This is a genomic window from Paraburkholderia sp. SUR17 (assembly GCF_029536165.1).
GTDB classification, from domain to species: Bacteria; Pseudomonadota; Gammaproteobacteria; order Burkholderiales; family Burkholderiaceae; genus Paraburkholderia; species Paraburkholderia kururiensis.
In genome coordinates this window covers 993,857-1,015,748 of sequence record NZ_CP120509.1, presented here as the reverse complement: position 1 = coordinate 1,015,748, position 21,892 = coordinate 993,857, and the positions used below count along the sequence as shown (strand labels likewise).

At 64.1% G+C, this 21,892-nt stretch carries 27 protein-coding genes and 2 pseudogenes; 11 read left to right on the top strand and 18 right to left on the bottom strand.

What is annotated here, in order from left to right:
* The first annotated feature begins 69 nt into the window (after positions 1–69).
* Complete coding sequence (locus P2869_RS22050) at positions 70–1,653, top strand: Na+/H+ antiporter (protein WP_277599929.1); 1,584 nt, start codon at positions 70–72, stop codon at positions 1,651–1,653.
* A gap of 131 nt (positions 1,654–1,784) precedes the next feature.
* Here P2869_RS22050 and P2869_RS22045 read toward each other — a convergent pair whose 3' ends face one another.
* The 12 genes and pseudogenes from P2869_RS22045 to P2869_RS21995 form a co-directional block, all read right to left on the bottom strand.
* Complete coding sequence (locus P2869_RS22045) at positions 1,785–2,189, bottom strand: hypothetical protein (RefSeq protein WP_017778217.1); 405 nt, start codon at positions 2,187–2,189, stop codon at positions 1,785–1,787.
* On the bottom strand, positions 2,186–2,317 hold the full coding sequence (locus tag P2869_RS22040) for a hypothetical protein (protein WP_277599554.1): 132 nt from the start codon (positions 2,315–2,317) through the stop codon (positions 2,186–2,188). The genes P2869_RS22045 and P2869_RS22040 overlap by 4 nt, the downstream gene beginning before the upstream one ends.
* 17 nt (positions 2,318–2,334) lie before the next feature.
* Positions 2,335–2,472: a hypothetical protein gene (locus P2869_RS22035; protein ID WP_277599553.1), complete on the bottom strand. Its 138-nt coding sequence runs from the start codon at positions 2,470–2,472 to the stop codon at positions 2,335–2,337.
* A 36-nt stretch (positions 2,473–2,508) separates the two neighbouring features.
* A complete protein-coding gene (locus P2869_RS22030; protein WP_277599552.1) occupies positions 2,509–2,673 on the bottom strand; it encodes a hypothetical protein in 165 nt (54 codons plus the stop codon).
* Positions 2,674–2,688: 15 nt separating this feature from the next.
* Positions 2,689–2,853 (bottom strand): OmpA family protein, encoded by a 165-nt coding sequence (locus P2869_RS31130; RefSeq protein WP_346833767.1) that lies wholly within the window; start codon positions 2,851–2,853, stop codon positions 2,689–2,691.
* Positions 2,854–2,868: 15 nt separating this feature from the next.
* Entirely contained in the window at positions 2,869–3,159 is a 291-nt protein-coding gene (locus tag P2869_RS22025) for a hypothetical protein (RefSeq protein ID WP_017778213.1), read from the bottom strand.
* 7 nt (positions 3,160–3,166) lie between these two features.
* Positions 3,167–4,984: a tetratricopeptide repeat protein gene (locus P2869_RS22020; protein WP_277599551.1), complete on the bottom strand. Its 1,818-nt coding sequence runs from the start codon at positions 4,982–4,984 to the stop codon at positions 3,167–3,169.
* A 44-nt stretch (positions 4,985–5,028) separates the two neighbouring features.
* The gene (locus tag P2869_RS22015; RefSeq protein WP_277599550.1) at positions 5,029–5,247 is read right to left on the bottom strand and encodes a hypothetical protein; all 219 of its coding nucleotides are present in this window, start codon (positions 5,245–5,247) and stop codon (positions 5,029–5,031) included.
* Positions 5,248–5,297: 50 nt separating this feature from the next.
* Positions 5,298–5,456, bottom strand: a pseudogene (locus tag P2869_RS22010) (DUF2827 family protein); the annotation flags it as partial.
* A 28-nt stretch (positions 5,457–5,484) separates the two neighbouring features.
* Positions 5,485–6,594 carry a DUF2827 domain-containing protein gene (locus P2869_RS22005; RefSeq protein ID WP_277599549.1) on the bottom strand — a complete coding sequence of 370 codons (1,110 nt, stop codon included), beginning with the start codon at positions 6,592–6,594 and terminating at the stop codon, positions 5,485–5,487.
* Complete coding sequence (locus tag P2869_RS22000; RefSeq protein ID WP_277599548.1) at positions 6,588–7,718, bottom strand: DUF2827 family protein; 1,131 nt, start codon at positions 7,716–7,718, stop codon at positions 6,588–6,590. The genes P2869_RS22005 and P2869_RS22000 overlap by 7 nt, the downstream gene beginning before the upstream one ends.
* 173 nt (positions 7,719–7,891) lie before the next feature.
* The gene (locus P2869_RS21995; protein WP_346833755.1) at positions 7,892–8,503 is read right to left on the bottom strand and encodes an OmpA family protein; all 612 of its coding nucleotides are present in this window, start codon (positions 8,501–8,503) and stop codon (positions 7,892–7,894) included.
* Between the two features lie 296 nt (positions 8,504–8,799).
* Between P2869_RS21995 and P2869_RS21990 the strand changes: the two genes are divergently transcribed.
* Positions 8,800–9,039, top strand: a complete 240-nt coding sequence (locus P2869_RS21990) for a hypothetical protein (protein ID WP_277599546.1) — start codon at positions 8,800–8,802, stop codon at positions 9,037–9,039.
* Positions 9,040–9,547: 508 nt separating this feature from the next.
* On the opposite strand, the gene P2869_RS21985 is transcribed toward P2869_RS21990, so the two are convergent.
* A complete protein-coding gene (locus P2869_RS21985; protein ID WP_277599928.1) occupies positions 9,548–10,198 on the bottom strand; it encodes an EAL domain-containing protein in 651 nt (216 codons plus the stop codon).
* Between P2869_RS21985 and P2869_RS21980 the strand changes: the two genes are divergently transcribed.
* A complete protein-coding gene (locus tag P2869_RS21980) occupies positions 10,112–10,510 on the top strand; it encodes a hypothetical protein (RefSeq protein WP_277599938.1) in 399 nt (132 codons plus the stop codon). The two genes, P2869_RS21985 and P2869_RS21980, sit on opposite strands and share 87 nt — an antisense overlap.
* 70 nt (positions 10,511–10,580) lie before the next feature.
* On the opposite strand, the gene P2869_RS21975 is transcribed toward P2869_RS21980, so the two are convergent.
* Together P2869_RS21975 and P2869_RS21970 are read right to left on the bottom strand one after the other, a co-directional pair.
* The gene (locus P2869_RS21975; RefSeq protein ID WP_277599545.1) at positions 10,581–10,835 is read right to left on the bottom strand and encodes a hypothetical protein; all 255 of its coding nucleotides are present in this window, start codon (positions 10,833–10,835) and stop codon (positions 10,581–10,583) included.
* A 289-nt stretch (positions 10,836–11,124) separates the two neighbouring features.
* On the bottom strand, positions 11,125–11,355 hold the full coding sequence (locus P2869_RS21970; protein WP_277599927.1) for a recombinase family protein: 231 nt from the start codon (positions 11,353–11,355) through the stop codon (positions 11,125–11,127).
* A 92-nt stretch (positions 11,356–11,447) separates the two neighbouring features.
* Between P2869_RS21970 and P2869_RS21965 the strand changes: the two are divergent.
* Positions 11,448–11,708: pseudogene (locus P2869_RS21965) on the top strand (MFS transporter); the annotation flags it as partial.
* 122 nt (positions 11,709–11,830) lie between these two features.
* Positions 11,831–12,166: a recombinase family protein gene (locus P2869_RS21960; protein ID WP_277599544.1), complete on the top strand. Its 336-nt coding sequence runs from the start codon at positions 11,831–11,833 to the stop codon at positions 12,164–12,166.
* A gap of 453 nt (positions 12,167–12,619) precedes the next feature.
* Here the strand turns inward: P2869_RS21960 and P2869_RS21955 are convergent, their stop codons facing one another.
* From P2869_RS21955 to P2869_RS21945, 3 genes are all read right to left on the bottom strand, one after another.
* Positions 12,620–12,970, bottom strand: a complete 351-nt coding sequence (locus P2869_RS21955; protein ID WP_042271375.1) for a VOC family protein — start codon at positions 12,968–12,970, stop codon at positions 12,620–12,622.
* Positions 12,971–13,216: 246 nt separating this feature from the next.
* Positions 13,217–13,606: a VOC family protein gene (locus P2869_RS21950; protein WP_277599543.1), complete on the bottom strand. Its 390-nt coding sequence runs from the start codon at positions 13,604–13,606 to the stop codon at positions 13,217–13,219.
* Between the two features lie 176 nt (positions 13,607–13,782).
* Positions 13,783–14,304: a GNAT family N-acetyltransferase gene (locus P2869_RS21945; RefSeq protein WP_245639926.1), complete on the bottom strand. Its 522-nt coding sequence runs from the start codon at positions 14,302–14,304 to the stop codon at positions 13,783–13,785.
* A 723-nt stretch (positions 14,305–15,027) separates the two neighbouring features.
* Here P2869_RS21945 and P2869_RS21940 point away from each other — a divergent pair.
* From P2869_RS21940 to P2869_RS21915, 6 genes are all read left to right on the top strand, one after another.
* The gene (locus tag P2869_RS21940; RefSeq protein ID WP_277599542.1) at positions 15,028–15,810 is read left to right on the top strand and encodes a GntR family transcriptional regulator; all 783 of its coding nucleotides are present in this window, start codon (positions 15,028–15,030) and stop codon (positions 15,808–15,810) included.
* A 135-nt stretch (positions 15,811–15,945) separates the two neighbouring features.
* A complete protein-coding gene (locus P2869_RS21935; protein ID WP_277599541.1) occupies positions 15,946–17,577 on the top strand; it encodes a gamma-glutamyltransferase family protein in 1,632 nt (543 codons plus the stop codon).
* Positions 17,578–17,685: 108 nt separating this feature from the next.
* A complete protein-coding gene (gene oxlT, locus P2869_RS21930; RefSeq protein WP_017777567.1) occupies positions 17,686–18,972 on the top strand; it encodes an oxalate/formate MFS antiporter in 1,287 nt (428 codons plus the stop codon).
* 275 nt (positions 18,973–19,247) lie between these two features.
* Complete coding sequence (locus P2869_RS21925; protein WP_277599540.1) at positions 19,248–20,111, top strand: ABC transporter ATP-binding protein; 864 nt, start codon at positions 19,248–19,250, stop codon at positions 20,109–20,111.
* Positions 20,104–20,916 carry an ABC transporter permease gene (locus tag P2869_RS21920; protein WP_277599539.1) on the top strand — a complete coding sequence of 271 codons (813 nt, stop codon included), beginning with the start codon at positions 20,104–20,106 and terminating at the stop codon, positions 20,914–20,916. Before P2869_RS21925 ends, P2869_RS21920 begins: the two co-directional genes overlap by 8 nt.
* On the top strand, positions 20,913–21,890 hold the full coding sequence (locus P2869_RS21915; RefSeq protein WP_017777564.1) for an ABC transporter substrate-binding protein: 978 nt from the start codon (positions 20,913–20,915) through the stop codon (positions 21,888–21,890). The genes P2869_RS21920 and P2869_RS21915 overlap by 4 nt, the downstream gene beginning before the upstream one ends.
* The last annotated feature ends 2 nt before the right edge of the window (positions 21,891–21,892 follow it).

The following is a 21,892-nucleotide window of genomic DNA, read 5'->3' as shown; positions in this document are numbered from 1 at the left end:
ATGGGACCTTTCAGGTTCTTGAAACGCGATACCCTTTCGGGCACCCTCGCACCATCCGGCAATCTGCGCATGACCAACGTCGAGCTGTTCCATTACCTGCTGCTGTTGATCGCTGGCGCGAGCGCGCTCACCTGGCTGGCCGACCGGATCTCGATTCCGCCGGCGGTCGTGCTGTTGCTGGGCGGCTGTGTCATCGCCGTGGCCGGCAAGGGCGTGACCGGCATGGACCCGGACCTCCTGCTCGTGGCCGTGTTGCCGCCGCTGCTGATGTCGAGTTCGTTCTATACGGCGTGGAAGGAATTCCGCGCAGAACTCGGCACGATCGTCTCGCTCGTGCTGGGTGCCGTAGCGTTCACCACGGTCGCGGTCGCCTTCGCCGTGCATGCGTTCAATCCCGGCTTGCCCTGGGCCGCGTGCTTCACGCTCGGCGCAATCGTCTCGCCGCCGGACGCCGTCGCCGCGAAAGCGATCCTGCAGCGCTATGCGCTGCCGCCAAGGCTCGTGGCCGTGCTTGAAGGCGAAAGCCTCGTGAACGACGCGTCTGGTCTGCTGCTCTACCAGATGGCGGTTTCAGCGGCGCTCGCCGCTACCACGATTACGGTCGCGAGCGGCACGGGCCTCTTCTTCAAGCTCATCCTGCTCGGCATCGCCGTGGGTCTCGTGTGCGGCCAGGCGATGTGCGCGGTGCTGACGCGCCTCGTCGATTCGAAGCTCGGCATCGTGCTGACCTTCACGATGGCGTGGGCGAGTTACGGCGTCGCCGAAGCGATCGGCGGCTCGGGGGTGCTCTCGGTCGTCACCTGCGGACTCGTGCTCGGCATACGCCAGCATCGCGTATTCAGCGCCGACATGCGGATCAAGGCCAAAGCCACGTGGGACGCCATCGTGTTCGTGCTCGACGCGCTCGTGTTCGTGCTGATCGGGCTCGCGCTGCACGGCATTCTCGCCAGCGTGAACCAGGAAGGCGCAGTGGTCATGGCGGGCTTGCGCGTTGCGTTGCCGGCCACCGCGGCGGCTGTCGTCGCGCGGCTCGTGTGGGTGTTCGCCGCGATCTGGCTGCCGGGCCGTCTGCGCGCACGGCGCACGGGGGGCCGCGCCTGGTCGTTCGGCGAAGCGGCCGTGATGGGATGGGCCGGCATGCGCGGCGTGGTCAGTCTGGCCGCGGCGTTGGCGCTGCCCGATCACTTCGCAGGCCGCGACGTGATCATTTTCAGCACGTTTGTGCTGATCATCACCACGCTCGTCGTGCAGGGCGGCAGCCTCGCGCCGTTGATCCGGCTGCTGAAGCTGCGGGCGCCCGCGCGCCACACGATGTCCGAGCACGAGACGCGTGCGCGCACGTTTGGCGCCTCGCTCGCGGCGCTTGCGGACATCGGCAAGCGCGAGGACGGCATCGAGCCGGCCATGCTCGCGCGACTGCAAGCGGAATACCGCGTGCGCGTCACCTCGAACGAGAATGCGCACACCGCGGGCGAAGAGCGGATCGAACATCGGGCGCGCTTCCTGCGCGTCGAACTCGAGCTTGTCGGCGTCTCGCGCGACACGTTGCTCGCCCTGCACCGCGCCGGCAAAGTCGACGATGCGGTGCTCCACCGCATCGAGTCCGAACTCGACCTGGAAGAACTGCGGCTACTGCGTCTGCTCGAACCGTGACGGTTTAACAGGCCATTCACCCGGCGCTCACGCACGTCGTTGCACGGCCCTACCTCGCGTTTTGCATGGCCCAAGCGGATGGGTGCTCTCGTCACGCGTCCCCGGAAAAGTCGCCGCGTGGCCAGAGCGCGTCAGACGTGCGGGTCATCGCGCAATCCATCGTGAGCCTCGTGTACGTAACGCGGTCTGAACTGGCTGCCCAGCCTGAAGGCAGACATGCGCCGTGCCGGCAGACGCGGGCGCGAACGCTGCAACGCGCCGAGCTGCACGAGTTCGTTGACGGCATCGGTCCAGCGTCTGGCCGTAAAGCCGCAGGCCGCGCGCAGGTCGAGATCGGGAATGGGACGCTGCTGGCCGAAATCGAGCAGCGGCACGACCAGCAGCGCGACGAGGAAAGCGTCGTCGCTCAGCGCGTGCTCGACGAGCCGCGCAAGAAAGGTGCGTTGCACATTCGAGAGCGCGGCGTGCAGCGTCTTGACCGACACCGCGCCCGGTATCGCGAGGCAAGGCATGGGTACGAAGCCGTAATCGCTCATGGCTGCTCCGCTTCGTTTGCGGTATTCGTGAACGGCCGCCACACCCGCGCGTCATCGCGGGGCAGGTCACTCGCCACGACGCGTGCTGCCGTAGCCGGCACGGGAACAGTGATGTTGATGCGCTTCATGCGGACGGGTCTCCGTGTCAGAACGAGGTGCCGGCCTGGCAGCCGCCGGCCGCTGTGCCATTGGTTGCGTTCATGCCGCAGCCGAGAAGCGAGCAGCCGGACAGCGCGAGGACGGCCACGACGGCGAGCAGGTGGAGCAAGCGGTGCAGGATCATGTCGGTGACTCCGTTCAGTAGCCCGTTGCCGGTGCATCAGCGGGGAAAGACGATGGCGATGAGAAGCCTGAGAAACATCCACGCGGCGAGCACCGATAGCGGGATGACGAGCAGCACCGCGGCAATCAGCCATCCCACGCGTGGCAATGCGTGCGGGTCTCGCCCTTCGTGGGGCGCTCTGGTTGCGGCTTCGCCTCGCATACACGCCTCCCACGCTCAGAGCGGCACAAACTCGATGCGCCGGTTCTCAAAACGTCCGGCGGCTGTCAGCGTGCCGGCCACTGCGCGGTCCGCCCCGTACCCACGCGCAACCAGCGACGCCGCCGGTACGCCCGCATTCACGAGAAAGCCGCGTATGGCATCGGCGCGCCGCTGTGTCAGGGCAAGTCAGGGCAGTCAGGGCGAGCGGGCCATTGCCGTCGTCCGCGCGGTTTCCGTGCGCAGTTCACTGTCGTCGGTGAACCGCCAGTCGCCGCACTGACCGCAGATGCGCACGCAGCCGGCATAGATCTGGATCACCGCGTCGTCGCCCCATGCCTGCCGCAAACGCCGCAGCCACGCACGCTGTCTGCGGCTCAGGTAGAACGGCCAGTCGCATCGCCGTGCCAGGTGCGGCTCCACCTGCAGGCTCGGAAAGCGAAACGCATCGGGCTGCGCTCGTGCAGCACCGGCAAGTTCGTCCTCCATGCATGCCTCACGCGGCTGTGCGACCCGCCGTTGCGGCGTGCTCGCGGTGCTCGTGCGCCAGTGTTGCGAGGTCGCGCGCGAGCGCGTCGAAGACCGGGGACCACGCTCCATATGCCGGCTGGCGATACAGCCGGGCGCTCGGATACCAGGGGCTGTCGGTGCGCCCGCTCATCCAGGGCCAGTGCGGATTCACGTCGAGCAGCACCCAGACCGGCACGCCAAGACCGCCCGCGAGATGCGCAACCGACGTACACACCGTGATGACGAGATCGAGGCTGGCCACGAGCGCGGCCGTCTCGTCGAATGAGCCCAGTTCCGCCGTGTGGTCGACAAGCGCGAGGCCGGCGTCGTGCATACGCTGCACGTCGGCTGCGGCATCGAGCTGCAGGTTGACGAACGTGACGTCTTCGATGGCGGCAAAGGCCTGGGCACAGGCGAGCGGATCGACCGATCGCATGGCATTGCGTTGATGGTCGTGGCTGCCTGTCCATACGAGTCCCACGCGCAGCTGGCGACCCCGCCTCAGGCGGGCATCCCAGGCCTGCGTTTGCGCCGGATCGGCCTTGAGGTACGGCACCGCGCCCGGCAGGTCCGCGAGGCCTGTGCCGAGCATGAGCGGAAGGCTCGCGAGCGGCAGATGAAAGTCATACGGCGGAAGCGGCCGCTGGTCGTGGGCGATGATGGTCGGCACGCGATCGCCGAGGCTGCGCATGAGCAGCGTATGCAGGCTGTCGAAGCAGCAGTAGACGAGCGTGCCGCCTTCCTGTTCCACGCGCGCCGCGATCGCCGGCACGAAACGCGCGAACTGCAGCACGTCGCCATGCCCCTGCTCGCCCCAGACAAAGAGCGTCCTGCCCGCTAGCGGTTCGCCGTTCCACCGCGGCGCGGGGATGTTGGGCACAACGTCGCGCAATTCGGGCGAGCCGTGCCAGCGTGCCTCGTGGCTCTGCCAGCCCCGCCCGTAGTCGCCCAGCATGAGTTGCAGCATGGCGACGGTCCAGAGGAGCGAAGCATTCTGCGGGTCGAGCGCAAGCGCACGTTCGGCCACCGCAAGCGCGGCCGGAAATTCCTGCCACTCGCGCAGCACGTACGAATACGTCTGCAGCGCGTTGACGTAGTTCGGCGCAAGCGCGCAGGCGCGTTCGGCCGCCACCAGGCTGTCGCCGGTCTCGCCCATGCGCAGCAGCGTGGTGGCGAGGTTGGTCCAGGCAAGCGCGTGGTCCGGCTCTTCGGCGAGAGTGGCTTCCAGCAGTGCCTTTGCCTCGTCGTATTGCCGCAGTTCGAGGTGCGCCGCGCCCATGTTGTTGCGTAGCATCGGCAGGCGCGGATCGAGCCGCATTGCGTGACGATAGGCGTCCAGCGCCTGCAGATGATGGCGGTCCTGCTGATGCGCGAGCCCCAGCCGGAACCAGGTGTGCGCCTCTTCGGGCGCGCGCTCGCAGCGAACCATGGCGATGTTGCGCGCCTCCTCGTGGCGGCCGAGCCGCAGCAGCACGTCGATCCAGTCCACCATCCAGTCGTCGCCGCGCGCGCCCTCGTCCCAGGCGCGCTGGAACCAGCCGTTCGCGCCGGGATCGTCGCCGAGGCGAATGGCAAGGCGCGCGCGTTCGATCAGCGCGTCGACGTTCGCCGCGTCGGCATCCAGCGCGCGATCGAGCAGGTCTCTCGCCTCGTCAAGACGACCACGCAGACACCACAACCGGCTGCCTATCACCAGTTCCTTCGGCCGCGTCGATTCCATGACGCGATGGGCATCGAGCAGTCGCGAGGCGGCAATCAGGTCGCCGCGCGCAATCATCCCTTCCACCTTGTTCAGCCAGGTCATCCGTTGTTCTCCATGCAATAGACAGGCGGTGCAGCCATCGCGGCCTACGCGGCCAGTGCCGTCATCAGCCCCAGTAACAGTCCGGCAAGACGTGTGCACCACAGCCGGTACGGTGGTGTGCCGGGCTCGCCCGGCTCTGGCCAGCGGCGCAGGGCACACCGCGCGAGCGATGGCCCCGCGAAGAGCACGCCGGCGGCCGCTGCACCTGCCAGCGCCGCCCGCCCGATGGGCGAAGCGGCATGCCCGGGCGGCACGTGAAACATCAGTTCCTCCACGGCGAGCGAGGCTTCCCAGGCGATGAAGACACCCAGTTGTTGACGAGCAGCACCTGGTGTCGCAGCGGCGAGTGCTGGAACAGCTTGGACAGGTACAGCGCGTTCTGCTTGATGCCGTTGATCCACAGGCTCTCGGCAGCATCGCGCAGACCGATGGTGATGCCGATGCGCAGCCCGCGCGGGCATGGGCCGTTCATGTTTCCTCCCGGATGACGGTATGTGCGTTCATGACCAGAGGGCTGCAATGGCAACGCTGTACTGTTCGACGTTCGACGGCGCGAGCGGGTCGAGCGTCGCGAGAAAGGCGCGGGCGGCGCTGCGGTAGCCGGCAAGCGTCGCGTCGTGTACGGCAAACGCCTCGCGCAGTGCCAGCGCCCCGCCTTCGCAGTCGAAATCGTCGTAGCGGTAGCCGCATCCGCCCAGCAGGTCCGAGTTGTGCACGAGCGGATAGCCGCCGTGCAACGCCTCGTAATAGAGGTAGTTCTGTGCGTTTTCCCAGTGGTGCGAAACAACCGCGTCGGCCTGCTGCGTGAGAATCTCGTAGACGGGCAGGCGCGGCTCGAAGGTCGCGCGCCCCTGCGTGACCAGATCGAGGCTGCGCGCGAAGCCGACGAACTGCGCGTCGCCCTTCAGCTCCATCGTGTTGAAGACGCGCAGGTAGTCCACCATCCCGGGCTGCTGGCGATGCGCCAGGTCGGCCGCGAGCATGGCAATGTGCGACGTCTTGACCATGCAGATGTTCGGTTCGAGGATCGCGAGGCGCCAGCGGCCACGTCCTGGCTCGTAGCCGAACACACCGCCCGACGCGCGTTCGAGCAGCGCCGGACTCCACAGGTGCTGCATGGCCGTCACCGGCGCGCGCAGTGCGTTTGCGTAGTAGCCGCCGCAGGTCCGCACGAAGGCAGGCAGCGTCCACAGCGCGTCGTAAGGCGTGCCGGATATCAGCATGCCGGGCGGCCGGTCGAACATCATGCGTTCGATGTCGATCACGTAGTCGTTGGCCACGCGCATGCCCACGATCTTTCCGCCGCGCGCGGCGAATGTGCGTCCCCATTCCGGGTCCAGTTGCGCGCTCAGTTCGATGACCACGTCGAGCGAACGCTGGGCCGTTGCCAGGTCCATCACGGGAACGGGCGCGAGCGCGAGGAAGTCTTTCGCCTCAGCCGGGTCGCCGTCGCCGCCGTTGACGAGATACACCGCTTCGACAAGCGGCGAATGCGCGAGCAGCGTCGCGAGGAAATAGCAGTTCTGGAAGATGCCGTTCTCCCAGATGGACTGGAAGCCCTGGCGCAGGAAGATCGTCACGCCTACCTTGAGACGCCGGCCGTTCAGCATGACGCCCTCCCCGGGCCGGTGTCCGACGTCAAGGCGAGCAGCCGCCGCGCGTAGTGCGATCCGTTTTCGGCATGGCGCGGCGAAAGCGTTGCGAGGAAGCTGCGGGCGCGCGCTACGTAACGCTCCTGCTGCGAATCGTGGTGGCGCGCGGCATGCGCGAGCTGGGCAGCACCCGCTTCAATGTCCGAGTCCGGGTAGTAGTAACCGAGATCCCTGAGCCACGGCGAGTTGTGCACGAGCGGATAGCCGCCGTACAGCGCATCGAGGTACACGATGTTCTGTTCGTTCTGCCACTGGTGCGAGACGATTGCATCGGCGTGCTGGCTCATGAAGCCGGCAAAGTCGTGGCGGCCATCGAGCTTCACGCGCTCGCGGTAGTGAAGGTCGAGCGAACGCAGCAGGAAGGCGAAGGACGGATGCGCCTGCATCTGCACGCTGTTGAGGACATGCAGGCGTGCAACGGCTGCCGCGTCGGTGCGAAAGGCGCGGTCGCACACGAGCATGGGCACCATGCAGCACTTCACCACCGAGATATTCGGTTCGAAGACGGCCACGCGCAGCCCGCGCGGCGTGCCGTCCCTGCCGGCCGGCCGCGGCGCGTAGCCAAAGCGCAGGCCCGCGACGTCAAGGGCGGCCGCGCGCTGATCGATGAACGTGCTGTCCCACAGAAACGGCACGTCGACCACGGGGCAGCGATGCAGCGTGCGCAGCATGGGCGCGAAGACGCGGTCCTTGCCGAGCGTCCAGATCTCGTCGCACCGTGTGGCTCTCGTGAAATACCCGCCGCGTGCGAAGACGCTGGGCTCGACGAGCCCCACATACGGCTGGCCGCAGCAGAAGAACACCACCTTCGAGCCACGTGCGCGCACGTAGTCGAGCCATTCGACGTCGAGACCGCCGCCCATTTCGAACACCACGTCGGGCGGCTCATCCAGATCGCGCGGCGCGACGAGCGGCAATCCGTCGGCGAGCGCCTGCGCTTCCGCAGCCACGCTGGACTGGTCGCCGCAGTTGAGCAGCACGATGCCGGTGACGAACGGCAGCGTGCGCAACAGCTGCACGAAGTAAAAGACGTTCTGGCCAAGCCCGTTTTCCCAGATGCTCTGGCCGGCGTGGGTCAGCACGGAGATGCCTATCCTCATCGTGTTCGGGTATCCGGTGGGTTGACTGTCATGACCACAGCCGCAACGCCAGGGGCGACGCGGAAAAAAATGACGGACCGCCTCGGGGAGCGGCAGTCCGCCGAACGTCCGCCTGCCGCTGCGGACGACACCATCGCGCTGGCATTCTTTCGCTCTTATTCCAGCGTGATCTCCACGCGACGGTTCTGTGCCCTGCCGGCCGCCGTCGCGTTGGTGGCGACCGGATTGCTCGCCCCGTAGCCATGCGTCCCGAACCGCTGCGACTGCAGGCCGTGATCGTGCAGGTACTGCGCCACCGACTGCGCACGCCGCTCCGACAGGTTCTGGTTGTGCGCTGCCGACCCTCTCGAGTCGGTGTAGCCGTTCACCGTGACCGAGGTGAACGCCGTGCCGCGCGCAGCGTCGATCAGCGCGTCGAGCTTCGCCCGCGCGTCCGGCCGCAGCGTTGCCTTGTCGGTGTCGAAGTTCGCGTCGCCCTCGAGCGTGATGTGCTTCGGCGCCGGTGCAGGCGGCGGCGGAGGCGGCGGAGGTACCGGAACGGGCACCGGTGCCGGCTGCACGGGCTGCGGTGCCGGTCCGCACTGGAACGTCAGGACACGCACGTCGCGCGTGGTATCGGCATCCGCGAGCGGGGCCACCTGCTCGATGGGACGCACCTGCTGCTTGCCGCCGCAGATCTCTGCCGCCTTCGAATAGCAGGTGTCCTGCCCTTCGAAGATGCCGTGACAGTCCACCCGGAACGCGCGCTGCCCGTTGGGCAGGCCCACCGAATATCCGTTCCACGTGGGCCCCTGCGAGCTTGAACATGCTGCGAGCACTGCCGTTGCAACAAGCGTTAGCCACATTCGAATTGCCAATTGCAACAGCGCCCTGACCAGACGACGTGTTATTGGCCCCCACCGCTACCGCACCAGTCCCAGTTGCCGAGTTCGGATCACCAATAGCTACGGCCCCATTCCCTGAGGCAGTTTGTGTATTCCCGATGGCCACCGCCCCTGTGCCACTTGATACCGTCGAGTTGTAGCCAATAGCTGTTGCCCCTAAACCAGCGCCTGACGCAACTATGCTGCCGCTACCCATCGCAATCGACGAAGTCGCACTTGCCGTGGTCGAAACGCCGATAGCAAGCGCGCCATTCGCCGAAGCGGTCGTCGATACCCCAATTGCACTCGCGTTAGTTGCGCTTGCGGTCGAACTGGAGCCAATAGCAACCGAAGCCTGCCCGCTAGCAGTCGATGAACTGCCAAGAGCTGTCGCATTTTGCGCGGACGCTGTCGAATTTGAGCCAATCGCACTCGAGTAATCACCCGCCCCCAAAGCGTCGTGGCCCATCGCAACAGCATAGTTTCCCGACGCAGTGGCATTTGGGCCGGTCGCCGTTGCATATAGATTTGCATACGAAGCAAACCCTAATGCAACAGCCCCGGAGTTCGCAGCAGTTGCGAAAGAACCAAAGAGCGTAACACCCTTAAAATTCCCCCCGTTAGCGCTGCATCCCGCGACGTTCGAGTAAGCCCCATTTCCATCGACAGGTGCTGTACCCGCTGGATACGTCGTTCCATCAGGCATGGACCCTGCGACTGTATTACACGCGGATCAGCGCGTGTACCGACCTCCGGAACCACTCCACCCGGGTCCGCAGCCCGTCCCGGTCGGCTCCCGACTGCCCGGTGCCACTGTTCGCCAAAGAGGAAATTCCGGCCAGCACGGTGGCCAGCGTTCGGACCCCCAGGTCGGCCCGGCTATACGTTTCGGATAACTGAATTGACTTCCATTCACGTGAAGCCATCGTTCGTGTCGATGCACCCATGTCAGATCTCCCCGCCCGCTTGCCCGGCTGTTGCCGTCCTGTCCACATGACCCTGCTTCACGCTGTCCTGCGACTCATCAAGCAGACGGCCCTGCGCCCATTTCGCTCCGCATTCGCGCGCATGCGTCAGATCATCCTGCTGCTCGACTCCTTCCACGACCACTTCCCCGGCCAGTTCGGATGCGAGCCGCACAAGGCGCGCGAGACGCGCCAGGTAGGTTTCGCCGCGCCGCGCAGCGGCAACGAATGACCCATCGATCTTGATGATGTCCGGTGTCTGGATACCGATGGCTGTCTCGACGCCATAGCCCACGCCGAAATCGTCGATCGCCACACGACAGCCGGCCTGCCGGAGGCGTTGTGCGAAGCGCCGGCCCTGCCCGGCGTCCAGCGGCGCGGTTTCGGTGATTTCCACAACGAGCCGCGTGGCAACGTCCGGGGCGCGCTCAACCAGATGAAGCATGGCTTCCCATGCGATGTCGGCCACCGCACTCTGGGCCGAGATGTTGATGCCCAGCCGGACTTCAGGCATGGATCGCAGCAGCGTAATGGCCTGTCTGAACACGTGCCGGTCAAAGGCGCCAATGAGCTGGAGACGCTCAAGCGACGGAATGAACTGGACAGGACGCAACTGACGCCCATGGGAATTGATTACCGTGGAAAGACATTCGCAATACAGAACGGCATCGCCGCCGACGATGCTGCGCACCGGTTCGCCGCGCTGATGCAGCGCATCGCCGCGCTGCCCGACCGCTCAGGCGTCTATACCGGAAACGGCGACCAGTTTTATTTCATCGAAGTGATGCGTCAGCACAACCTGCTGGACGAAGACCTGATCGACAGTCCGCTGCTGCTCAATACGCCGTGGTTCATGCGCGGCCCACACAGCTTCATCGTTCATTACTTCGGCATGTGGACACAGATGCGCGCGCTGATGATGGCGCATGACGATCGCCGCAGCTGAGCGAATGCGGCGGCGAATTTGGCCACAAATTCAGCGAAATTCGCGCCGCCGCCTTGCAGAGAAACACGCATCAACCCGACACGGTGGTCAACCTCAATTCCAGCACCTTTTCGCCGGCCTCATCCCGGTCCATCCGCAGGACCGGCGGCGCTTCGAGTTCGCACGCACCCGTCGAATAGATGCGGCACTCGAGCGCCGACACGGGCAGCGCCGCATCGACGCGAAGCGTGAAGGATTCAAAGGCATCGAAGCGTATTTCGCCCCACGTGACTTCCCGCCTCGCGAATTCCCGGTCGCTGCCGTCCGACCCGACGACATCGAGCACCGCAACGACCGTATCCGCAGCGAGCGTGCGCGGCTCACCGAAATACCGCCCTGCTCGAAGCTGGAACGTAGAGGTGGCCGAGCAAAACCGGGCGGTCGGATAAGGCAGTATGACTTTCCGTGAGGCGAGGGCTGGCCTGGCGCGGGTTAGCGTCGCTGCCAGAGCCGCACGGTGTGGACAGGGTCACCACGGCTACAGCATGTACAGCGACCCTCGGTCGCTTTGCTTTCTGGCACACCGACATCCATTCTGACCCGGGGCACCACTGCGCGAGGCTTCGGAACCGCCCTCAATCGGGCTTTCGCAAATGGCGCTGCAGTGTGCTCCGGTGGACGTTGAACGTCTGGGCGACTACGTTGGCCGAATGGTTCTTGAGAAGAGCACGTGCCTGTTCGCGTTGCGCGGCACTCATTCCTGACGGACGCCCAATGCTGCTGCCCCGCTGACGCGCAGCCGCCATTCCAGCGCGCGTCCGTTCACTGATCAGCCCGCGCTCGAATTCTGCAAGTGCCGCAAGCATGCCATCGCGCTCGGGCTCGGCGTCCTGGTACTCAGCCTGCCCACGGCACGACATTTCGGCCGCTTCCACGGCGGCAATACACCGGGGCATTCGTGAGCCCTCCGGCAACCGGTGTCTTCCGTTCGCTGAGAAACGTCAACTACCGCATCTGGGCGGCAGGCGCGCTGGTTTCGAACGTGGGCACGTGGATGCAACGTACGGCCCAGGACTGGCTGGTGCTGACCCAACTCACACGGCACAATGCGGCCGCCGTGGGCACCGTGATGGCGCTCCAGTTCGGGCCACAGCTTCTGCTGCTGCCCTGGACGGGATTCGCCGCCGATCACTACAACCAGCGCAAGCTTCTGATGGCACACGCCCCCCTGGACAAGCGCGAGAAGGGCGATATGTGCGGCTCGTCTGGGACGAGATTGAAGAAAGATAGATTTAATAGCGTTTTTCCAAAAAAATTACCGTTCCAATTCATTTTTTAAAAATGCAATTCAAAAAAATAAAGATCGGATATGCCCGTGTTTCCACTGAGGAACAGCATCTGGACATGCAGCTGACGGCTTTAAGAGATCATGGATGCAATATGGTCTTCTTCGACAAAGGAATCTCGGGGGCACGATTCGACCGGCCCGGCTTGCGCCAGGCATTCGAAGCCGTCGCCAGCGGGGGGGCGTTGGTGGTCTGGCGGTTGGACAGATTGGGGCGTTCGCTGCAGCACCTTGCCAGCATCATGGTCGATCTGGAGCAGCAAAAGGTGCGGCTCGTCTCTCTAAGCGAATACATCGATATACCCCATGCAATCTGCTGTCTCTTTGCGTAGCGATCCCCGAGTGGTGCAAGCAGCGGCATTGCAAAAATCGTGGTGATGGCGATGCTTACGGTGTAGACCGCCAGGTCATGCGCGCCGGCCCGGTGAACGATCCACCAGGGGAGCGTGATATAGCCAACCATTTCTGCCACGATCCTCATCAGATCGCTGAGAAGCAGACTCGCAAGAGGGACGCCGATCGAGCTTATGCGAGCCTTGATTTGCCGGATCACCGTCTTCCCCCTGTTGAGTTCGATGATGCTACCTCACCACTTTTCTCGGACAGGCCCTTCATGGCAGACCAGCGCACCACGATCGAGCGTAGCGATCTTCCTTGGACATGCATCCAAGCCAAAAGGCATGGACCGGACCGGAAGTGCCATTCCACGTGACTCGTGAAACGACCTGTCGCCGACGCGAGGCAGTCGTTCGTAAGGAAATGCGAGAAGCAGCAGGGCCGCGAGTTTAGTTACGGCACGTGCAAAGCTCGAATTCGTGTCCGTCGGGGCTGCTCAGTACGATGCTTTTCATCGACTCTATTTTTAATCCGTCCATCACGACCGAAGCTCCGTTTTCTATTGCTCGCTTCAAAAATTCGTGAAGCGCATTTTCTTCGAACTCAAAGACAGGGACTGAACCGCTACCCTTTATCTCGTCTCCGAAGTCGTTTAGCAACAGGCCCAGCCGGTTAGTGCCGATCATGAACTCAGTCCACTTCCCGGACCGCTTAAGCGGTTCATATCCGAGGAGTCTCGCCCAAAACGAAGTGGATGTCTCCATCTCATTCACCTTCAAATACACGGTCCGAAGCTTCATGACGAGTCCCCCAATGGATACGAACCGAATGTATCAGACGCCAATATAGTCCGCTCACGACAGCGTCCGGCCAGGCGCCATCGAGCGATTGGAGCTTGAGACCCATGCAATGGGCATAAACGTTCCCCTCAGTGGACGTACGATTGATACGCCGGAACCTCTCTTCGTGGCCAGGGTTGCCTTTCGCGCGACCATACGAGTTGCTGCAAAGCGATCAGGCTTACGCCTAATGACATTACGTACGCGTCATGAGGGCCACGCCGAGTTTTGCAAAACGATGCGGTAGCCGTCGTGATCCTCAAATGTTCTGCCTGACACGTCCCAATAAGGATTAAGCGACGTCACGCGAACAAATCCGCTTTCGGCGAGGCGCTCGTAAGTGGACTTCCACTCAACGTGATCCGGGACGTAAAACACCAGCAGATCCTCACGCGTTGGTGTTGGCATTACCGGATGTTCGCAGCACTGTGTGAACTCGAAGTGATAATCCATGCCGGGACGTCCCAGCATCACTCCGTCGAACCCCTGGTGGTCTTGGAAATTTGCCAGGACAACGAGGCCGAGTGCTGCGCAATACATGCTTTCTGCCCGCGAAAGGTCGCTGACAGGTCTGGCGATTCTAAGATGTGCTTGCATCGGATTTTGCTATCGGAATCGTGGCCAAGGGTGTCGGAAATCGATCGCTAAGGATACGCCGAACTAAATTGTCTCCAATTCTCGTTGTCTTGCCGAGTGACCGGTTGAATTCGCCGCAGAGTGATGTTGACGACAAACAGAGGCGACGTATGCAACCTGTTGGGGCAAGATCTGCCTTAGGCAGGTATTGCGGCCGCTAGAGCGCGCTCCATTACGATTGCCTGCCCGTCGAAATCCATCGCAGGCTTGCGAAGCAACTCAATGAAGCCTTCGCGTTTCCAGAATTCGAACGCTCTCGAATTTGTGTCGATGACGGCAATGCGTAATGCGCGACATTGCCACCCCATCCCGATCGCTTCGGCGAGGCGTAGAACCTGCGGACCCAAGCCCCGTCCCTGCGAGCTTTCCCGGAACAACAACAAGCCGATGAAAGCGATATCGACCTCAGGATAGCCCCGCACCATCTCGATACACCCAACCGCCTCGACATCGTGGGAGATTTCAAAGACGAACTTGTCCGAGTGGCTTTTGCCGGGCGGCAGCGCATCAAGTAACTCGATCGCGGCGTTCGGCGCGGGCAGCTTGCCTTCCACTGCAAGGCTATAACCCGGCGCGCCTTCGAGCACAGCTTGCAGACGTTCTATGTCATCCGATGATCGACGGTCGATTCGACGTAGCGTGGGTGTGTACAGGGTCATAGCGATTCAGGCGGCAATGTGCGATGCCGATTGTGGGCCATCTGGCCGTCGGAGTCGAAGGACCGCTCCGGCCGACCACCGAATCATGCGCTTTGCAGCGAAACGTCAGCGAGCCGTCCGGGCGACCGACTCTACGCGACCCGCTACTGCTCTTCGGCCGTTGAGCGACTCAGCGGCCGCTATGGGTACGACTTCTGGCCGTACAAGTGGTGCGCCACATTCATGGGGCGGCTGTCCGTGGTACCTCAGTTCGCCGCAGAAGGTTGTCTTCGCTCCCGCTTTCCCTCGCAGATGTCTAGCGTAAATACGGCAAGCGCGCCGCTCGCGATGGCGGATTCAACCGGTTGAATCCGCCAAGGACAGCGGTCGTTCGCGCTGTCGGGGCACGGCAATTCGTCGGTCGTAGACGACGCTCACCGGTCATCTGCCAAGCGGCCAGACCTGGTCGCTTTGCCGTCCTTCCAAACCCAGTGCTCCGAGAAGCCGGCTTCCAAGATCGGCGAACGGCTCTCGGCGCGCGCAGGGACGGGCATACGAGATCGGTTTGCTCATTGGCACGGCGAGAAAAATGATGAAAGCGCTTGCCGGTGAATTCGAAGCGCCTCGAAGAGGGTGCCCTCGTGTCACGCGCTCTTGCCGCCGGTTGCTCGCACACCAAAAGCGCAGCCAACCCGAAGCCACGGACCTTTTGCAACGCGCGGTCCTTTGTTAAGCTCTTCGGCCATGCCCGACATCAAGCTGAACATGACGCCCGACGAGCCCCCTGCCATCACGCCGGACGCCGCGCTTTCGCGCGCGGATCGCGTCTATTACACGCTGCGGGCAGAAATATTCGACATGCGCCTCCTGCCGGGGGACCGGCTCACCGAGGGTGCGATAGCCGAACGCTTCGCGGTCTCGCGCACGCCTGCGCGGGAAGCACTGCAGCGCCTGCAAAGCGATGGCCTGATGCAAGGCTACGTGCGCGGCGGCTGGGAAGTCGTGCCGATCGACAACAAGCGTTTCGACGATCTCTACGAAATGCGTCAGATGATCGAAACCTTCGCGGTGCGCAAGCTCTGCGCGGGCGACGCACCGCAAGCCGAACTGCATCTGCTGCTCGATGCGCTGGACCGCATCTGGAAAGTCGAGCGCGCGCGGCGCATTGCCGACGGCCGGAAGCTCGTCGAACTGGACGAAGCGTTGCACCACGCACTGGTAGCCGCCGCGGGCAACGACGAACTGACCTCGACGATGCAGCGCGTCACCGACCGCATCCGCGTCGTGCGACGGCTCGATCTCGTGCATGGCGACGGCATCGCGGAAACCTACGACGAGCACGCCGCGATTCTCGACGCCATTCGTCGCGGCGACGCCACGCAGAGTGTCGAACTCGTCTCGCGCCATATCGGCGGCAGCCAGGCCAGCGTGAGCAGCCTGACGCTGCAACGCCTGCTCGCCGCCCGCACCGAGACGGGGCGAACGGTCACCAACGAGGCACCAGCGCGGCCTCGGCGCACCATCTGACGACATCGTCAGACGTTATCCAAAGCTCTAGCATGCAGGCCGCCGGGCCTTACGCAGCAAGCCTTCTTAGGGTTTGCACCGATGCCTGGCACGGATCTCGCGTTGATGGATTTCCATGTATACAAGGAAACGTCAATGCCTCTGACTCACCCGCACATCGCGGCGAACACATTGAATCCCACGCGCGGATCGCGCGGCATGGCGGTCGCGCCGCACGCGCTTGCATCGCAAAGCGCGCTCGCCGTGTTGCGCGAAGGCGGTAACGCGGTCGAGGCAATGATCGCCGCCGCCGCGACCATCGCGGTGGTGTATCCGCACATGAACAGCATCGGTGGAGACGGCTTCTGGCTGATCTCGCGCCCCGGTCATGCACCGATCGGCATCGAGGCGTGCGGCGCGGCGGCGATGCGCGCCGACATCGACACGTATCGCGGACTCGGCCTGAGCGCGATTCCCGCACGCGGTCCGCTCGCAGCCAACACGGTCGCGGGCACGGTGTCCGGCTGGGACTTCGCGCACCGCTTCTCGCAAGACGCGCTCGCCGGCCGCCTGCCCGTTGCGCGCCTGCTGGAGGACGCGATCCACTACGCGAAGCAGGGTATTCCCGTGACGCGCAGTCAGGCCGACTGCATCGCGGCCAGGCGCGGCGAGCTGGCGTGCGCGCCCGGCTTCGCGCAGACCTTCCTTCCGGATGCACGCGCGCCGCGCACCGGCGACCGCTTCGTCAACACGCGTCTCGCCGCGACGCTGCAACGCCTCGCCGATGCCGGCCTCGACGACTTCTATCGCGGCGATCTCGCGCGCAGCATCGCACACGATTTGTCGTCGCTCGAAACGCTCGTCACGCTGGACGATCTCGAACGGCACCGCGCCCGCGAGCGCACGCCGCTCGCGCTGAAACACACGCTCGGCACCGTCTACAACATGCCGCCGCCGACGCAGGGCCTCGTCTCGCTGCTCATCCTGGGCGTGCTGGACCGCGTGCTCACCGACGACATGGACCCGCTCGGGCCCGAGTTCGTGCATGCGTGCGTCGAGGCGACGAAGCTCGCCTTCCAGGTGCGCGACGAACACGTGACGGACCCGGATCACATGCGTATCGACGCGGTCACGCAACTCGATCCCGCCTCGCTGGACACCATGGCGAGCCGACTCTCAATGACGCGCGCCGCGCCCTGGGGCCGTGGGCGCGGTCCCGGCGACACGGTGTGGATGGGTGTCATCGATGGCGACGGCGTCGCTGTCAGCTTCATCCAGAGCATCTATCACGAATTCGGCAGCGGCATCGTGCTGCCGGAGTCCGGCATCAACTGGCAGAACCGCGGCTGCAGCTTCTCGCTGGACCCGTCGTCGCTCAATCCGCTGATGCCGGGCCGCCGTCCGTTCCACACGCTCAATCCGGCGCTGGCTCATTTCGCCGATGGCCGCACGATGGTCTACGGCAACATGGGCGGCGACGGCCAGCCGCAATCGCAAAGCGCGGTGTTCTCGCGCATCGCGCGATTCGGCTGGAATCCGCAGGCCGCAATCGATGCGCCGCGCTGGCTGCTCGGCCGTACCTGGGGCCAGTCGACCGATTCGCTCAAGCTCGAAGCGCGTTTCTCCGGAGAGACCGTCGACGCCTTGCGCGCGCTCGGCCATGACGTGGACGTCCTCGCCCCGTACGACGAAGTGATGGGTCACGCAGGCGCGATCATTCGGCATCCTGATGGATTGTTCGAGGCGGGATCCGATCCGCGCAGCGACGGCGCTGCCGCAGGCTGGTAGCGCGCCACGCGCGCATAACGTCACCGCTTCATCTCCCCGGTCCCGCGATTCGTCGGACCGGAGGGCACCTTTCATTCTTTCGATTCGCGATTCAACCGGGGAACGCACATGAACACACGCATTCATACGCTGCACGATGATGCCGCCGCGAGCGCGCCCGCCGTCGCGGCCTGGCACCGCTGGCTTCAACTGGGCTTGGGCCTGCTCTGCATGATGGCGATTTCCAGCCCGCAATATGTCTGGACGCTGCTGACCAGGCCGCTCTCGGCGAAGCTCGGCGTGCCGTTGCCCGAATTGCAGGTGACGTTCTCGCTGCTCATCATCCTGCAGACGTTCTTTTCGCCGTTTCAGGGCAAGCTGATCGACCGCTTCGGCCCGCGTCTCTTGATCTCGCTCGGCACGGTGATGTCGGGGCTGAGCTGGGTGCTCGCGTCGATGGCCACGAGCACGTCCATGCTGTATCTCACGTACGGGCTGGTCGGCGGGCTGGGTACGGGCATCGTGTATGTCGGCGTGGTCGGCCTGATGGTTCGCTGGTTTCCGGATCGGCGCGGGTTCGCGGCCGGCGCGGTGGCGGCGGGCTATGGCATGGGCGCGATCGTCACCACGTTCCCGGTGTCCGCTTCGCTGGCGACGCGCGGACTCGACGCCACGCTGTGGATCTACGGCATCGCGTTCGCGATCGTGGGCTTCGTCGCATCGCAGGGTCTGCGCGTGCCGCAGGATGCAACGCCGGCCAGGACATCGGCGCTGGCGGCATCGAACGTGCCGAACCTTCGTCCCTCGCAGATGATGAAATCGCCTCTCTTCTGGCTCATGTTCGCGATGATGACGATGATGTCCACCTCCGGCCTCATGGTCACCTCGCAGATGGCTACCTTCGCGGCGGACTTCGGCATCACGAAAGTCATTGTGTTCGGCATGGCCGCGCTGCCGCTCGCGCTGACCATCGATCGCTTCACCAACGGCCTCACGCGTCCGCTGTTCGGGCTGGTTTCGGACCGCTTCGGCCGCGAAAACACAATGTTCTTTGCGTTCGCGCTGGAAGGCATCGCGATGGCGCTGTGGCTGCTGACGCGCGACAACGCCCTGCTGTTCGTCCTGCTGTCGGGCGTGGTGTTCTTCGGCTGGGGCGAGATCTTCTCGCTCTTTCCTTCTACCCTGACCGACACGTTCGGCACGCGCCATGCCACCGAGAACTATGGGTGGCTGTATATCTCGCAGGGCATCGGATCGATCTTCGGCGGCCCGCTCGCGGCGCTCCTGCATCAGCATGCGGGAAGCTGGGTGCCGGTTTTCAGCGCCGCCATCACGCTCGACATCGTCACGGCCGCGCTCGCGCTCTTCGTGCTCAAGCCGATGCGCACCCGCTTCCTGAAAAACACGGCGGCATGATCGTCCGTCGGGGCCGATGGCGACGCGCGTTCGTGAATCGTTCCTGCGAACGCGGCATGCGTGGCATCGGCTCGAACGAGACTGCGCTGCACGTGAAGCCTGCCGTGTTCCACGATGACGCTTATCCCGGCCCTTGCGGCATCGTCGTGCGCATGACGCGTCGCGTTCGGACTCCACGCTAAAAACTTTTTTGGGGAAAACACCTTCCTGTTTTTGATTGTGCATTATGCATTTCAGGAACCACTTCACTTGTGCGAGACCTTGCGAGGAACGACATGAAGGGATCGAACGCAACCGCAGCCGACACGTTCCCGGAAACGCTGACCGTGCGGCAGCTCATTCACGGTTTCCAGTCGCCCGACGGCTCGACCGTGACCATCTTCGACCGGCTCGACTTTTCCGTGCGGCAAGGCGAGATCGTGTCGATCGTCGGACGAAGCGGCGCGGGCAAGAGCACGCTCTTCAATCTCATCTCGGGCCTGCTCAAGCCGCAGTCGGGTGAGATATCGGTCGGCAGACGCGCCGACGGCGAAGCGGGCCGCATCGCGTACATGCTGCAAAAGGACCTCATGATGCCGTGGCGCACCGTGCTGCAAAACGCACTGCTCGGCATCGAGCTATATCGCAAAGTCCGCCCGGACGATGTGGCCCGCGCGCGGCAAATGCTCGCGCGTTACGGGCTCGGCGCCGTCGCCGATGGCTATCCGCATTCGCTTTCGGGCGGCATGAGACAGCGCGTTGCGCTCTCGCGCACGCTGCTCGTCGATCCGACGCTCGTGCTGCTCGACGAACCCTTCTCCGCGCTCGACTACGAGACGCGGCTCGCACTCGAGGACGACATCATCTCGCTGCGTGCGCAAAGCGGCACCAGTGTCGTGCTCGTCACGCACGACATCGAAGAAGCCATCGCGATGAGCGACCGCGTGATTCTGCTTGGCGGGCGTCCCGCGCGCATCGAAGATCAGATCCTCATCGAACTGACGACGCACGGACCGCGCAACGCCGTGTCCGCGCGCGAAGCGCCAGAATTCCGCGGCTACCACGCGCGCATCTGGAACGGCCTGCGCGGAAACGTCGCCGCGCGCGACACCGATCAAGTCGCTCAACCGACTACTCTGGCAGGAGCCGTCCATGACTGAAGCCGTTCTCTCCACGCACGTCACGCAGAAGAAAGCCGGACACCGCGCGTCCCGCAAGCTCGGCACGACCGGCGCCGTGGTCGGCATCGTCGTTGCGCTGATCGTCCTCTGGCAGCTTGCTGTCAGCGCGGGCTCGATCAACGGCAAGCTGCTCGGCTCGCCATCCGGCATCTATGAGGCCGCCGTCATCGGACTGACGCAAGGCACGCTCGTCTCCGACACGTGGGTCACGCTGTATGAAACGCTGGCGGGTCTCGCCATCGGCAGCGGCCTCGGAATCGGTCTTGGCCTGCTGCTATGGTTCCTGCCCGCCGTGTCGGGAGTCGCCGAGGGTTTGTCCGTGATCCTGAACAGTATCCCGAAGATCGCGCTCGGCCCGCTCATCGTGATCTGGTTCGGTTCCGACGCCTCCTCGAAGATATGGCTCGCTGGCATCTCCACCTTCGCTGTCGCCATGATCTCGTCCTGCGCCGCCGCGCGCGAAGTCGACAAGGACCTGCTGAATCTCTTCCACTCGTTCAAGGCGAAGCCGTCGATGATCTTCACCAGGCTCATCGTACCCAGCGCGCTGCCGTGGATCTTTTCGACGCTGCGCGTGAACATCGGCTTCGCGTTGATCGGCGCGGTCGTCGGCGAATACATCGCGTCGCAAGCAGGGCTGGGTCACGCGGTGTTCGTGGCGGGCTCCCTCTTCGATCTCAATACCGTCTGGCTCGGCATCATCGTGCTCACCTTGATGGCCTCGGTTCTCAGCTGGATCGTTCAACTCGCGGAAGCGAAGATCATTTCCTGGAAGAAAAAATGAAGAAGACACACGCTCTGCTCAACAGTATCGCGGCGGCATGTCTCGTTGCATCGGGAATCGGCGCGACGAGCGCGGCGGCCGCCGAGCCGGTCGTCATCTATCAAGCGTTTCAGTCCATACAGTATCTGCCGCTCTATGTCGCCATCGACAAGGGTATCTTCGAGAAGAACGGGCTGGCCGTGCAGAAAGTGACTGCCGGCAGCGGCGCGGCGGGCGTGGCGGCCGTGATCGGCGGTCACGCGGACTTCTCGCTGCAAGACCCCATGACCGCGATGCTCGCAAACCTCAAGGGCGCATCGCTCGTGAACGTGGCGAACGTCGTCGCGGGCGTGCCCGTCTGGGTGATCGCGCCGAAGGATTCGAAGGTCAAGGACGTGGGCGACCTCGCGGGCAAGAGCGTGGCCACCGCGTTGCCGCCATCGACCAGCACGTACCTGTTGCAGCGCCTCATCAGCGAACAGAAGCTCACGGACGTGAAGATGAACACGGTGCAGATCGGTACCGAACTCGCACCCGTGACCGCGGGCCGGTCCGAAGCCGCCGCGCTTTACATGCCGCAAGCGGAAACGGGGCTCGCGCAAGGGTATCGCATCGTCTATGCGTTCCCGAAGGCGTATCCGGGCGGGTATGCGTTCTCGACCATCGACACGCTCGCTTCCACCGTCAAGAGCAAGCCGAAGATGGTGGCCGCGTTCGTGAAGTCGATCGGCGAGGCCGAAGCCTTGATTCAGCAATCGCACGATACGGCGAAGAGCGTCGCGCGCGCGGAGTTCCCCTCGCTCGATCCGAAGATCGTCGATTCAGCGGTGCAGCGCCTCATCGATCAAAAGATCTATGCGGCCACGCCCGATATTTCCGAGCAGGCCTTCCGCAATGCGCTCGACCTTCAGGAGTCGATTGGCAACATCAAGCCCGGCGCGATCACTTATGCCAATGGCGTCGACAACACTTTCGCCGCGGCCGTGAGCAAGTAGCC

Bases quoted from the DNA above. Each gene is read 5' to 3' on its own strand.
- P2869_RS22050 (WP_277599929.1), top strand. From the start codon at position 70: ATGACCAACGTCGAGCTGTTCCATTACCTGCTGCTGTTGATCGCTGGC.
- P2869_RS22045 (WP_017778217.1), bottom strand. From the start codon at position 2,189: ATGAGCGATTACGGCTTCGTACCCATGCCTTGCCTCGCGATACCGGGC.
- P2869_RS22040 (WP_277599554.1), bottom strand. From the start codon at position 2,317: ATGAAGCGCATCAACATCACTGTTCCCGTGCCGGCTACGGCAGCACGC.
- P2869_RS22035 (WP_277599553.1), bottom strand. From the start codon at position 2,472: ATGATCCTGCACCGCTTGCTCCACCTGCTCGCCGTCGTGGCCGTCCTC.
- P2869_RS22030 (WP_277599552.1), bottom strand. From the start codon at position 2,673: ATGCGAGGCGAAGCCGCAACCAGAGCGCCCCACGAAGGGCGAGACCCG.
- P2869_RS22025 (WP_017778213.1), bottom strand. From the start codon at position 3,159: ATGGAGGACGAACTTGCCGGTGCTGCACGAGCGCAGCCCGATGCGTTT.
- P2869_RS22020 (WP_277599551.1), bottom strand. From the start codon at position 4,984: ATGACCTGGCTGAACAAGGTGGAAGGGATGATTGCGCGCGGCGACCTG.
- P2869_RS22015 (WP_277599550.1), bottom strand. From the start codon at position 5,247: ATGTTTCACGTGCCGCCCGGGCATGCCGCTTCGCCCATCGGGCGGGCG.
- P2869_RS22005 (WP_277599549.1), bottom strand. From the start codon at position 6,594: ATGCTGAACGGCCGGCGTCTCAAGGTAGGCGTGACGATCTTCCTGCGC.
- P2869_RS21990 (WP_277599546.1), top strand. From the start codon at position 8,800: ATGCTGCCGCTACCCATCGCAATCGACGAAGTCGCACTTGCCGTGGTC.
- P2869_RS21970 (WP_277599927.1), bottom strand. From the start codon at position 11,355: ATGCTTGCGGCACTTGCAGAATTCGAGCGCGGGCTGATCAGTGAACGG.
- P2869_RS21960 (WP_277599544.1), top strand. From the start codon at position 11,831: ATGCAATTCAAAAAAATAAAGATCGGATATGCCCGTGTTTCCACTGAG.
- P2869_RS21955 (WP_042271375.1), bottom strand. From the start codon at position 12,970: ATGAAGCTTCGGACCGTGTATTTGAAGGTGAATGAGATGGAGACATCC.
- P2869_RS21950 (WP_277599543.1), bottom strand. From the start codon at position 13,606: ATGCAAGCACATCTTAGAATCGCCAGACCTGTCAGCGACCTTTCGCGG.
- P2869_RS21945 (WP_245639926.1), bottom strand. From the start codon at position 14,304: ATGACCCTGTACACACCCACGCTACGTCGAATCGACCGTCGATCATCG.
- P2869_RS21940 (WP_277599542.1), top strand. From the start codon at position 15,028: ATGCCCGACATCAAGCTGAACATGACGCCCGACGAGCCCCCTGCCATC.
- P2869_RS21935 (WP_277599541.1), top strand. From the start codon at position 15,946: ATGCCTCTGACTCACCCGCACATCGCGGCGAACACATTGAATCCCACG.
- oxlT (WP_017777567.1), top strand. From the start codon at position 17,686: ATGAACACACGCATTCATACGCTGCACGATGATGCCGCCGCGAGCGCG.
- P2869_RS21925 (WP_277599540.1), top strand. From the start codon at position 19,248: ATGAAGGGATCGAACGCAACCGCAGCCGACACGTTCCCGGAAACGCTG.
- P2869_RS21920 (WP_277599539.1), top strand. From the start codon at position 20,104: ATGACTGAAGCCGTTCTCTCCACGCACGTCACGCAGAAGAAAGCCGGA.
- P2869_RS21915 (WP_017777564.1), top strand. From the start codon at position 20,913: ATGAAGAAGACACACGCTCTGCTCAACAGTATCGCGGCGGCATGTCTC.